The sequence below is a fragment of the Chitinophaga sp. ARDCPP14 genome, assembly GCF_051362515.1.
Lineage (GTDB): Bacteria > Bacteroidota > Bacteroidia > Chitinophagales > Chitinophagaceae > Chitinophaga.
Genome location: NZ_JBKIXB010000006.1, coordinates 465452 through 479176, shown reverse-complemented (window position 1 = coordinate 479176; position 13725 = coordinate 465452). Strand labels below are relative to the sequence as shown.

Annotated in this window: 7 protein-coding genes; 4 read left to right on the top strand and 3 right to left on the bottom strand. The window is 37.6% G+C overall.

The genetic code is table 11. The annotated features are described in order from the left end of the window. Nucleotides 1-31 precede the first annotated feature (31 nt). Entirely contained in the window at nucleotides 32-4387 is a 4356-nt protein-coding gene (locus ACLHR0_RS19360; protein WP_436488821.1) for a DUF6443 domain-containing protein, read from the top strand. 4 nt (nucleotides 4388-4391) lie between these two features. Continuing rightward, on the top strand, nucleotides 4392-4841 hold the full coding sequence (locus tag ACLHR0_RS19355) for a hypothetical protein (protein ID WP_436488819.1): 450 nt from the start codon (nucleotides 4392-4394) through the stop codon (nucleotides 4839-4841). A gap of 326 nt (nucleotides 4842-5167) precedes the next feature. Here the strand turns inward: ACLHR0_RS19355 and ACLHR0_RS19350 are convergent, their stop codons facing one another. Together ACLHR0_RS19350 and ACLHR0_RS19345 are read right to left on the bottom strand one after the other, a co-directional pair. Continuing rightward, the gene (locus ACLHR0_RS19350; RefSeq protein ID WP_436488817.1) at nucleotides 5168-5608 is read right to left on the bottom strand and encodes a hypothetical protein; all 441 of its coding nucleotides are present in this window, start codon (nucleotides 5606-5608) and stop codon (nucleotides 5168-5170) included. A 404-nt stretch (nucleotides 5609-6012) separates the two neighbouring features. Next, a complete protein-coding gene (locus ACLHR0_RS19345; protein WP_436488815.1) occupies nucleotides 6013-7194 on the bottom strand; it encodes a hypothetical protein in 1182 nt (393 codons plus the stop codon). Between the two features lie 681 nt (nucleotides 7195-7875). Here ACLHR0_RS19345 and ACLHR0_RS19340 point away from each other — a divergent pair. After that, nucleotides 7876-10836 (top strand): TrlF family AAA-like ATPase, encoded by a 2961-nt coding sequence (locus ACLHR0_RS19340; protein WP_436488813.1) that lies wholly within the window; start codon nucleotides 7876-7878, stop codon nucleotides 10834-10836. Nucleotides 10837-10891: 55 nt separating this feature from the next. Continuing rightward, the gene (locus ACLHR0_RS19335) at nucleotides 10892-11851 is read left to right on the top strand and encodes a hypothetical protein (protein ID WP_436488811.1); all 960 of its coding nucleotides are present in this window, start codon (nucleotides 10892-10894) and stop codon (nucleotides 11849-11851) included. A gap of 362 nt (nucleotides 11852-12213) precedes the next feature. Here ACLHR0_RS19335 and ACLHR0_RS19330 read toward each other — a convergent pair whose 3' ends face one another. Then, nucleotides 12214-13572, bottom strand: coding sequence for a hypothetical protein (locus ACLHR0_RS19330; RefSeq protein WP_436488809.1), 1359 nt, complete (start codon nucleotides 13570-13572; stop codon nucleotides 12214-12216). Between the last annotated feature and the right edge of the window lie 153 nt (nucleotides 13573-13725).

Here is a 13725-nt window from a genome sequence, read left to right as displayed (position 1 = left end):
AGTAATTTTAACTTAGTTAATCTCCAATTATATGAAATTCCCGAGAATTAGATTTATTATCCCTCTTCTATACATTTGCAATAGTACTTTCGACCTTTCTGGTCAAGCACCAGTAATACCCAATTCTGGCTTTCACCTGGCAGCCACCCCGCTGCCACTCCCCGCAGCATACCAGAATCCGGTTATTAACTATGTCAGGATCTGGGAGCCTAATATGCCTACGACCGATGTTATTAATGTGACCGGTACTGCCCGCACAACACGGGAAGTAAGACAAACTACATCTTACACGGATGGTATAAACCGAAACCTTCAAACAGTGGTAAAAGGAGGTAGTACGTCTGGAAAGGATCTGGTAAGCCCGCAGACATTCGATGCATATGGGAGACAGCCAGTAATTTACCTACCATATGTCCAGACTACCGGAAATACGAATGACGGAAAATTTAAAAATAGCCCGTTTTCGAGTCAACAAGCCTTTTCACAAGATCCGGCACTAAACCCATCAGGCTCAGGGGAAAGTATTTTTTACGGTCAGCAAAAATATGAGGAGACTCCTTCTTCTCCGCTGATCAAAAGTTTTAGCCCAGGCAACACCTGGGCGAATGAAGGAGGGCAAAAATCCAATCAGCAGTATCTTTTTGTGAACACTGTCACTGATTCTGTTCGGGTATGGGATTTGGTAACAGGGGTTCCAAGGACTCTAAAAACATATGATCCAGGAGTATTAGGTAAATCAGTTTCCATTGATGAAAATGGTGTTCAATACCAGCAATTTTACGACAAGGAAGGGAAACTGATACTAAAAAAATCATTAGTTACATCTGGAACAGTTACTGCCCATATTGGTTGGTTATGTACTTATTTCGTCTATGATGAACTTGACAATTTAAGGTTTGTAATTCCGCCGCTTGCAGTAGAAAAAATTATTCCAAGCTGGACCATTACAAACGTTCTCTCAGGATTATGTACTTCTTACCGGTATGATGTAAAAGGCAGGCTAATTGTAACTAAATTACCTGGTGTCGATTCATCTGAAACAGTATATGATACCCGCGACAGGCCGGTACTTGTGCGTGATGCTGGATTAAAAAGCAAAGGACAATGGCTGGTCAATTTTTATGACAATCTGAATAGATCTATCAGAATAGCCGCCTATGCCGCCACCACAAACAGGGATGCGCTGCAGACAGCAGTGAACGCCACCCTCCCCGGTACCTTCCCATTTATTCCTGCAGGCAACCTGACAGATCTGTCTTTTCAATATTATGACGATAACTATTCCTTTCCTGGTGTGCAGCCAGCATTGACCACTGATTTTGGGATGCCGCAAAAAGGGACCAATTATTATGACGCCCCCCTTACAGGAGTCAGTCATCGGGTTATGGGTTTACCAACAGGCCAACGGACGAGGATTTTAGGAACGACCCAATGGTTAACAAAGACCATTTATTACAACGATAAGGGAAGGCCAATTCAGTTAATTAGTGACAATATTTATGGTGGAAAGCAGACAGTTACCAGTTTATATGATTATAATGGAAAGCTCCTAAGTAGTTACATCCGGCAAACAAATCCCCATAGTACCGTAACGCCTGAAACACGGGTTCTATCAAATATTTCCTATGATGACGGAGGACAAGTTATTGAGATCAGCACGCAGCTAAACGATCTACCAGCTTCCAAAAGAATTGTCGGAAGTTACAGCTATGATGAAATTGGCAATCTTAGGACCAAAAAAGTCGGCGTCATAAATAGTGTTCCAAAGGAAACACTGACTTACGACTATAATATCAATGGAAATTTGACTGGAATCAATAAAACATTTGTCAATACACCCAACAGTACCTCAAATTGGTTTGGCGAGGAACTGGCATTTGACTTCGGCTTTAGTGTCAACCAGTATAATGGTACTATTGCAGGTGCAAAGTGGAAAAGCAGAGGGGATGGCATAGCCAGAGCCAGTGGTTACTCATATGATAAATCCGGCCGACTTTTGGCAGCTGACTTCTCCCAACAAAATGCTGGTAGTACCTTATGGACCTCAGACAAAGTGGATTTTAGTTTAAGGAACCTGAGTTACGATGCCAATGGGAATATTGGAGGATTGTTGCAAAAAGGAATGAAAGGATTGAGCATTGCAGTAGTTGATAGTCTTAAGTATGGGTACCTGCCAAATAGTAACCAGCTATATTTTGTAACAGACCGACAAAATGATCCACAATCAGGACTCAGAGATTTTAAGGAAATCAATAATAATGAGACCCAGGATTATGTATATGATGCTGCTGGGAACTTAACTACAGATATGAACCGGTTACTGGCAATCAAACCTAATCTTTATCTGAATGTACCAGACAGCTTAACTGTATTGGGTAAAGGATATATTGCCTACACATATGATGCCGCTGGAAATAAGCTTCGCAAGAAAGTTACCGACTTATCAGGAACGGGTTCGGTCACTACAACAGATTACGTTGATGGATTTATTTATCAGAATGATAGCCTGGTATCTTTTGACCACGATGAGGGGCGTATACGTGTTTTGTATGCCAGTGGGCAAGCTCCAACTTATGTATATGACTATTTTATAGCTGATCACATTGGTAATATCCGGATGGTGCTTACTGAACAATATGGGAAGGCCACCTATGCAGCAACAATGGAAACAGCCTTCTCCGCTAAGGAAAATGCATTATTTGCCAATATTAATAGTTGCCGAACCAACAAGCCCGCTGGCTATCCTGTTGATGCAACGACCAACCCAAACGATTATGTAGCTAAATTAAATGCCTCTGCTGGCTCACAGAAAATTGGGCCCTCCCTCGTACTCCGAGTTATGGCCGGAGATTCCATTCAATTAGGGAGTAAGGCTTTTTATAAATCAGCAGCAGCAAGTACCTCTAATACGACTGTCGCAAATATGCTAGCCGCATTACTACAGGCTTTTGCTACTGGAACTGGACCATCAGATGGCGCCCATGGTAATGGAACAGGAACTGGATCGCCAATCGCATCCAATTTCACTTCAGCCAACTACCAGGCCATTAGAGATAAGGACCCTTCTCAAAATGTTGCCACTCTTCCTAAGGCCTACCTGGCTTATGTGCTGTTTGATGACCAAATGAATATGGTGGATGAAAACAGTGGTGTCAGACAGGTACAGGGTAGTCCTGATCAGCTCCAGACGCTGGCTACGAGCCTGATGATAATGAAAAAAACTGGCTTTCTGTATGTATACACAACAAACGAAAGCATTCAGGATGTTTACTTTGACAACATTGTAGTTAATCATAATGCAGGGCCGTTGTTGGAAGAAACCCATTATTATCCCTTTGGTCTGACAATGGCTGGCATCAGTTCCAAGGCGCTGAAAAATCCATATATAACAAATAACTTTAACTATAACGGCATTGAACAAACCGACGAAATTGGCTTAAACCAATATGATGCATTCTTCCGCACACTAGATCCACAACTTGGCCGATGGAACCAGATGGACCCTGTAGCTGAAAAGTATCCCGGCATCAGTCCCTATAATAGCAATTTTAATAATCCAGTATCCATATCCGACCCCTTGGGCGATGATCCTCCGATTTGGGGACTATTTAATGGCCAATATGGTTGGGGATACGGAGCTGTAAATATTGTTACGCATAAGATACCATTTATTACTGCTCAGAAAGTTTTGGAAGTCGGAATGCAATTTCAAACCAACGGTTTCAATCAAATTGGAGACTATGTGACAAGGCAACAACAGCGTCAAAGGTATGAACTGCAGAAACTTCAATCTTTGCAAAGATCATATGATATTCAAACTCAGATAGATTTACAGCAAAGTCAGCAGATTGAAGTAAAAGACGGCTTCGCAGTTCGGCAATACGAAGATCCGAGTACAACTGGGGCCGCCTGGCGCAGAGGAATGGGAAAAGTGCATAAATCTTTTATATTTGTAACTGATTATGTAGAACCGGTTGTGACAGGTGTTACAACAATGGGGTTAGAAGGTCTTGCAACCGCTGCAGTTGTCAGTGGAGTTACTAGAAGTTCAATAATTCGTGCTGCAGGCAGAACAGGCAGAGCTGCTAGCCACCTTAAAAAAATATTGCCAAGCTGGAAGAAAGTCATTATTGATATAGATCATATTGCATCTGGTCATATAAGAGGAGGAAATAGAATTAGTAATTTAAAAACATTGTTTCCTGAATGGATGAATGCTAAGGATGTTAGCAGGGTTGTAAGGAACGCATATAGAAATGTACATACAAAATTACAGACCCAAGGAGATAGAATACTGTTAAGAGGAACAGGATTTGATGGCTTAGAAATCGAAATGTGGCTAAACAAAGTAACAAACACGATCGAAACTGCTTATCCAATATATTAAAGCTATGGAAATAAATTTTGATAGAAAATCGCTTGAAATATCGAAGCGAAAAGTAATTACCGGAATAATTTCAATAGAAGTGGGCAATGACTTTTTCCCGGAGCAAAATTGGAATGACGCCATTGTAACTGTCCTCAATTCCTGGATTGAAAATATGATTCAAATTTTAGGATCGGGAAATAATGAAGCTAAGTTCACATTTTTTGATGGTCCGTTTTTTTTTGTAATAAGAAAAAAATTAGATCAATCTGTTGTTGAATTATTTCGGAATTCAAGAAGCAATGGAACAGACAACATCGATATAAGGAAATTTGGGTACAGCCTACTCGAAACAAGTCAGGAAGTAGTTAAAGAAATAGATAGACGAGGTTGGGAGTCAGAAGATGTGACACAATTGACAATTTTGATACAGAGATTACTTCTTAATCTTGACTTATTGAATAAAGAGAACTAAAAATCACATTGCAATAGCCCCAACTGCCAGGCCACTAATTTGTAGATCCAAACTTTATCAAGTGCTAACAAAATGGAGGCGCAGGCACATTCATTTTGTTGGCACTTGCATCGTCAAGGATTAAGCAGCAATAGTTTTGTAAAGATAGGATGCTGTTTTTACTGTTCCCAGCGATTGACGGAATCCGTTCTATGCCGTAAAAATCGTTGGACTGAATAAAATACTATTTTCAATTTACATTTCTAAAATGAACCTTCGATTAGACAAATATAAATTTGCCGAACAAGGCCCCAAGTATATGCCTAGCTCCACTTTTAAATTAAAAGTTAATCTAAACCCTTATTTAGATTTCTAAGGTGCTGGGCCCTAAAGGCCTTCCAATTTTTACGCTTGAAACCACGAAGAGGATCTACCGGTTTGCAATCCGGCTGTGTTACAGGCATATCAGGCTCCGGTGGGATAAACATTATTTGGTCTTCGGGCCTAATTACTGCATCCTTAACATAGTAAAGGTCGGTGATGTCATAAAATTCATTATTAGCAGACCTAAGTCCGATATATCCCAGATCAGCATAATAATTAAAAATCCGCTGCAGATGGCTCTGAATGGTGTCAATCCTATATTCCGGGAACGAAAGTTGTACTGACGCAGCAGTATTCTTGACATTAAAAGGAAGATCTCTATCCAAAATTCGCCGCCAAATAAGCTGATCGCAAAATTCAACCACTGCCCGGCTGGACGCATGCAATTTAAATCTTTTGTTCATTTTTCTTTAATATCGAATTAACGAAACTACAATTGGAAAAATTGGCTATTCAAATTACTATTTTTTACCAACTAGTACAAATTTAGCCCGGATCTGTATTGACTTCTACAGTTTGACAAAAAGGCACAATTCTATCTATGGAAAGTGGGGCAAGAAACAATTATAGTGAATGAAAATTGCTGATAAAGGAATGCAGATAAACTAAATCGCAAAATTAGCTGATTTAAAACCAACATAAATGAGCGGCACACCTAAAATGTAAAAACCTGGATTTGATCGTTCAATCAGATTTCTCACCTTTAATGTTTGATTGTTTCTCATAATTTCTTATTTGACACAAATAGACGAGGTGAAAAAAGTGATAAAAAAAATGATTTTAGTAATGCGGGGAACGCAATATGGTATTAGGTTTTAGTAATGAAGTATTTATATAGGTTACTGCTTTTGTAGTTTTTTTCATCAATATCCTCTTTGGCAAAAATAGAAAAGCTATTCTTACAAAGTTTCAAATATTTAAGAGGGATCGCCTCATTTGAAGTCTCCTTCCATATTTGGCTGAAAGCGTAGGCAAACTTTCTTTTAGAGCCGTTCTTAACAAAAATCTGTTTGGTTTTTGTCACTTTTGCAATGTTCAGAAACTCAGTAATGATTGTTATTGCTCGGTTTAACTCTTCTCCAGAATTGAACAAATCAATAAATTTGGATAAGTGCTTCCTGACCAGTACAGATTTATCATCTTCTGTTTCAGTATCTGGTGCCTGAACATCAGTATCTCCCACCGTCCACCTTTGCTTATCTGCTGCTAACAGCTTATTATTCAGCGCAACTTGGTCTTTTTCATATTTTAAATATTCCACGAATGTCAGACGATTTAGAAATTGTCGATAGGCAACCTCATCTCCATGTGGCCAGCCTTTATGGTCAATCAACCAAGTATTAAAGGTAAAGTTATACCTAGTTCTCTCAATAAGGTAACGGGACTGCGGATGAAAGGGGCCAACACCTCCTTTTAAAGCAGCATCATCAAAAAGATCTTCAAAATTTCTATACACCGGTTCAGCTGTTGTCTCATCCATTTCCGCTAGGATCTCTCTTACATCTATTCCTGTACGTATTGATGTTGTGAAGGCCAACCCAAGTTTCATGAATTCTTTACGCGTATCCATATCCGTCTTGCAAAACTCCCTTTCAGGTGAATCTTTTTCACCTGAGAGAAAAAGCTGTTCAACTCTTTTAATAGTTTTCTCTTGCTCTCTTTCAGCTAAATGAATCGGGTAACCACCAAATTTCTTTAAGATTAGTCCAAATAACACGTGCTTTTGAAGGTCTGTTAGGGGAAGATCAGTTAAGTGGCTTTCAACTTTATCTCCGTCATAAATATTCTGCGACACAAAATCAACTTGCTTATACAACAAATTGAGTATTTCAATGGGGGCGAATAAACGTGCGCCTGGGCCAGTAGAGAACCATTGGATAATTTCGCTTTGGGATTGCTGGTTTGGGACATTATTCGCATCAGTGTACCATTCTAGCGGATAATTATAACACAGATCAGCGGGGATTTTTGGTGATTTCGTCTTTGCCATGTAAAAAATCTATACTTTCTATTTGATAATTACTCCAAATGCCTGTTAACCAATTGGATAAGTCATTATGAATGTACGGATTTTATTATTGTGTTTGTCGTTTTAAGTTACAATATCTGTCATGGAAATTCAGCGATGATTTTGTTATCAATAAGGTCTGATAGCGAAAATTTTAACTGATATCATCTCTTGGCTGTACTAATAAATAATGCCTAAAGCTTACGAAGTTATTAATTCGTTCAAAATCTGCTACAAAAAAGGAGCGAAATGTGTCTAGTTGCCCTACTCGACAGGACAGCATAACTGCTACCCTATCCTTTTTTTTCCGCCTGTAATGCTGTTCAGGCTTGCAAATAGCGAAAATGCGGCATTGGTCTTTTCTGTTCGAAATGCCTCATTTTCCAAATTATAATATACTCCTTGAGGAAATAGCAGTCCTTTTACTGGATTCAATAAAATGTGCGTCCCAATATTCGCAAAGACTATGTGAGTAAAATTATAAATAATCAACATATGATTTATTGATAGATAATTTTCAATACTTTTATTAAAATAACCAAAACAATTCTAGCCTTATCTTTTTGATTTCCTCTTCCAACGTCTAAATACCCTGTTAAGGGTAAATTATCTATCAATTTGATTTCATCATGTGTTTTTCGAAATAACCAAAGACTTACATTAATGAATAAGGCAGAAAATAGAGGTTCTCAATGGAGAATATGGGATTTACATGTTCATTCCCCTAAAACTTATGGAGGGGATTATTCAACATTCATTACTAATCTTGAAAACTCAGAAGCTGCAGTAATTGGAATAAATGACTACTGTAGTATTGATGGGTATGATGAGGTAGTAAAATTGGGTGGTGTACCTAATAAAGTAATATTTCCTATTGTTGAATTGCGAATGAATAATCTCTTAATCACAAAGAAAAACCCCAATGGCATTAGAATAAACTTCCACATTATATTCGACAACTGCACAAGTGTAATAAGCAAAATCCGCACATGGCTATCCTCATTGGAGTGTTTTGATGAAAAAGGTATTGTTGCACAATTAGGCGTTGTTTCCGACTCCTTAAAAGTCTCATTCGATTACAATAAAACAATTGAAAGCCTAAAAAAATTCGACTTGCATTATAAGCATTCGCTAATATGGCTTCCCTATGACGAATATGGCGGGATTGATGAAATAGACCCTAATATAGACGGTTACTTTAAGTTGTCGCTAATAAATGATGCTCACATCTTAGGCTCCTCAACAAAAAAACAAATCGATTTTTTCAAGTGGGTAGATCCTAAGTATACAAAGGAACAATATGAATCATTCCTCTCCAAACCAAAGCCTTGCATAAAAGGGTCAGATGCCCACAAAATAAACTATCTTTTTGGAAGACTACAAAATGAGAAATCGGAACCTATAGAAAAATACTGTTGGATTAATGCAGACATGACATTCAATGGTCTAAAACAGATTCTCGTCGAACCAAACAGGGTCTTTATTGGTGCAGAGCCCGACTTATTAATAAGGGTCAGGCAAAACAAGACTAAATTTATAAGATCAGTAAGTGTAACCAAACAGGCACCAACGGTCTTAGATGATATCTGGTTTAGAAATTTTAATATTCAAATTAATAATGGCCTAGTTGCAATAATTGGGAACAAAGGAAGCGGGAAAAGTGCAATTACAGATATTATCAGTCTTTGCGGGAATACGCATCAAGACAAGAGTAATTTTTCGTTTCTTACGTCATCAAAATTCAGAAAGGTTAGACCATATAATCTCTCTGAAAAGTTCTCAGCTACCCTTACGTGGGAGGATGGGTCAACAATAACGAAGCGGTTAGATGAGAATCCAGATAAACTAAAAGTAGAAAGAGTTAAATACATACCACAGAATTTCTTAGAACGACTATGTACAAATATTGATAGTGATGAATTTGAAAAAGAACTAAAGCAAATAATTTATTCCCATACCCCACAGGATCAAAGGCTAGACAAAGAATCATTGGATGAGTTAATTGCGTATAAATCTAGTGTCATCAATGAGCAAATCATATATCTAAAAGGCGAAATATCGAAGATAAATGCACAAATAGTCTCCCTCGAAGGGAAATCTACAATAGAGTTCAAGACAACTCTCGAAAGCAAAATCAGTCAAAAGACGAACGAGTTTACAACACACCTATCAGTAAAACCCTTACCTCCATTATCTGATGGACAAAGTGACAATAATAATCATGAAGTATTCACTTTGCTGGATAATCTCCGAAAGAAAATTGCCAATCTAGAATTGGAAATTGCAAGCAAGGAAAAGGAACGGACAGATGAAACTCAAAAAAAAGAAGAGCTAAAAAGAGCACAACAACATTATATAACGCTTGACAGTCAACTGAAAAAACTGCAATCTGAAACGGCTGAATATGTGGTAATATTAAAAAAATACGGATTGAACCCTGATAACGTATTCCAATTTAATATTAACACTTTAGATCTGGCAATTGAAATAGGTCTAATTGATGCCCGTCTTGAAACAATTAATGCTGAACTAGACAGTTCAAAATCTGAAAGTCTCAGAACTCAGTTATCAAATCTTGAAGAAGAACTCGCCATCCATCAAGAAAAACTCGATGCCCCAGCAAAGAATCAGGAAAAATATCTTGATGACCTGAGAGTATGGGAAAGTCAAGAACAGAATATTTTAGGCAGTGTTCAGCAAGAAGGAACATTAGCGTACTATGAAAGTCAGCTTAAATATCTAGTTGATCAACTACTCATTGATCTTGAGGCAAGATACCAACAGAGAAACAGCTTAGTGACTGAAGTCTTTAATAAGAAAATTGCTTTATCAGATATCAGAAAAGAGCTATTCTCTCCGGTTATGAAATTCATTGACGAATTTGAGGAACTTCGTATAAGGTATAACGTAAAAATTGACGTCTCATTAGAACTAAAATCTTTTCCAGAAGCTTTCTTAAACTACATTAATCTTGGGAAAATAGGTTCATTCAATGGAATAGAAAATGCAAATAAGCAAATTACTGAAATTATTGAGCACGCCAATTTCGACTCAAGTGACGGTTTCATCAATTTCACAAATGACATTCTGAACCATTTAAGACATGATAAGCGTACACCAGCTAATACCCCAGTAAGTATCGGGAGTCAATTGAAAAATGGTACTGAAATCAGCACACTATACGATTACCTGTTCTCCTTCGACTATCTATTACCAGTTTATAATCTCAAACTAGGTACCAAAACATTACAAGAACTTTCTCCAGGAGAACGAGGAGCGTTACTGCTAATTTTCTATTTAATATTAGATAACGATGATATACCTCTAGTTATCGATCAACCAGAAGAAAATCTCGATAATGAGAGTGTATATCATATACTTGTTCATTTTATTAAAAAAGTCAAAGAAAAAAGACAGATTATAATTGTAACACACAATCCCAATTTGGCCATTGTATGTGACGCAGACCAAATTATTCAAATGCAGATAGAAAAAGAAAATAAAAATTTAGTCAAATATTTTTCCGGTGCAATTGAGAATGAGATTATAAATAAAGCAGTAATAAATATTCTTGAAGGCACTTTACCGGCCTTTAATAATCGAGATTCAAAATATGCACGATAAAAACGAAGATATAGAGTAGAAAATTTTTAACCGCTTAGTTATAAATAAAATAGATATGGTTTATCTTGATTGGAATGTTTTTAATAACCTTGAAAAAATCTCCGAATTACCTGATGACATCACTCCAATATATAGAAAACTACTTCAGATAATCCATGAAAATAAAATAAGTACTCCATATTCCAATGCTCATATTAGCGACCTATATAGAGGATATGTCAAAAATCCCATTTATACACCAGCTCACCTTCAGCACATAACAGATATGACAAAAAATTTGTGCATGGTGCAATACTGGGGTGAAACGAAAGTAAGAATTCATTATCGACAGCCGTTGGAGTTCCTCGAATCAACAGTTGAGGAATTTGAAAATACAGCAGCCACTTTTTCTAGTTTATTTAATAGCCTAGATGATCCATTGATGCAAAGCGTCTTTGGAATGCAAAAGATGATGATGAGGCTTCAACCTGTAGACAATAGTTTCCGAGCAATCTATTCAGTTAATCCTATTTTCAGTAGTATTTTCCCACAGACAAAGATTGAAATGAATCAATTATCTCTGTGCGAAGACCTTTACGACTTTGCGCGTAAAATAAAGACCGACTACGCCTTATATAAAAATTATCGAAAATTTCTGACTGAATGCCAGCAAAAATTCCCCTCATATAAGAATCTCTATCAAGTTATGCATAATAAAATAATTGGTACACCCAAAAGCATAACATGGGATGATGTATGGGACTTAGCAATTCCTGATTTTAAGCCGAGTTCTAATGTATTCTATGACAAGGTCATACACCTATTTACAACAACTGACTTGAAAGGTTACAATCAAGATGAGAGATTCGCTAATCTGCTTGATGATGCGTTACATTGTTTTTACGCTTCACATTGCGAGTATTTTGTCACTTTGGATTTACGTTGTGCGAATAAGGCTAAATTAGTCTACAACAAGCTTAAAATTCCTACTAAAGTAGTAACACCTCCAGAATATATATCTATGATAAACAAGTAGCTTTCTAGCAAAAGTTGTTACCATATAAAGATAAAGTGAATCATTCAATCCCAAGCAGCGAGAAATAAATAGGGTTTTGCCAGAAGCATTCAAAAATGATCGGTGATCCTGCCGATGATGGAATGGGAAACACAAGCCAGTAAAGGTTTATTTTGAGCTTACCTGACCAGGCATTCCCCAAAGATGGAAGTAGAATGGGTGTCAGTTAGATTAACAAAATAGCCCCGGATTTAAAGAGGGCTTCCAACGGGCAAAAGCCTCGAATAATTATCGTGCTTTGTCTTGCATCAACTTAGTGCTGAATGTGTTGAATGATTAGCACCACAATGACGTCATAGTCTTTACAACGTTACTGCTACCTTTTAAGGTGTGGGCTTATGCCAGTGTACGTCATCTGAATCCTTAGCACCAGGCGGCAAAATTACATATCTATTATCGAGAGGGCCATTCTTTTGGTGCGGATTATCCGAGAAGTAACTGATGGTTTCATCAAAGACCCATGTTAGGCTTTCCGGTGGAGCATAAGATTGAAAGAAATGGCAGTAAATCCATTTGATACCTGTGTTTTTTTTATCGAAAAAATTTATAGTATTGTAGATTTTATTGTGTCTATGATCTTCTACTGCAATGCCGTCTAATGTTTCAAGACCAACATGAATTGCTGCATTTTCATAATCAGGAAGCTGTTTACATGCATCAATGATGTGGTTTTTGATGTCTCTCGCTTTTTTATCAATGGATTTTTGTGCATCACATTTCCAGCTTACGCCATAGGCTTGCGCTATTTGGTCTACATACTGTCCATTTCCCGTGCCTTTTCCGTGATGTTGGAAACTGGCCTTTATTCCACTTGAAAACCCTGCTGGATCAATCTTTTTTCCCGCTATCAAGTAATATAGTTGTGGTGATGGATATTTTACTACCCAATTTTTCAGGTGATCATTTATTTTCCCATAATCCACGAAGTCGATATTTACCTCCCAGGTATCATTGGATATAACATTCATCCGGTTCGTGATTAAAGGGATTTTCGCTGATAATTCCCTTTCCAGGAAGTCGTCAGGTAGTTGTTCGAGTTCGGAGTGAAAAGTAATATCCAGCAAAACATGGTATTTTAATAACACGGCACTTATATAAGATAGCATTTTGAGCAATTTTGCACGCTCTCTTTCACTGTAATCTGATGTTTTATTCAGCCTTTTGCATTCAATAAACCACTTTTCACCATCCATCTCCGCAAGCAGATCGGGTGTCTTTGCAGGAGGATTTTCAGGAATAATGGATACTTTCCAGCCATTCTTGGTCCATAATAGTGCCACCAGTATTTCAAAGAGAATCGAATCAGCCGAGGCTCTACCCTTTTTTACCAGGAATCTGACCTTTTTTTTCAGGCCTTCAATTTTACTTAAGTATTCCAAATCGGTACCAATCCGTTGGAAGATGGGCATTACCCGCGCCCCCTGTATGACCTCATATTGTGGTGGATCTGTCAATGACTTTTCAGCCAGATACAAATACCATCCAATTTGGTCCTCTTTGTCCGTAAGGGGAACCATGCTATCTTTAGTTTTCCCTTTGAACATGGGATTATCATATTCAAAAGCTATTTTTTTCTCAATTGCTTGTTTTCGCTTTATCCAGTCTTCCGGTCCTATGAATGATAAAAACCAGTCCAGCGCAGGTTGGATGCCATCGGTTTCCTCAACAAAAAATTTTTCCATATACCGTTATTAGATCTTTCAGTTAAGTGAATTTCATAATGGTTATGAATATACAAAGTATTAAAATTAATAAGACAGCAAGAACTACTTTTTAATCACCAAACCTAACCGGTATGAGAATAAGGGCATGGCAAGGGGCAACAGGGAAGAAAT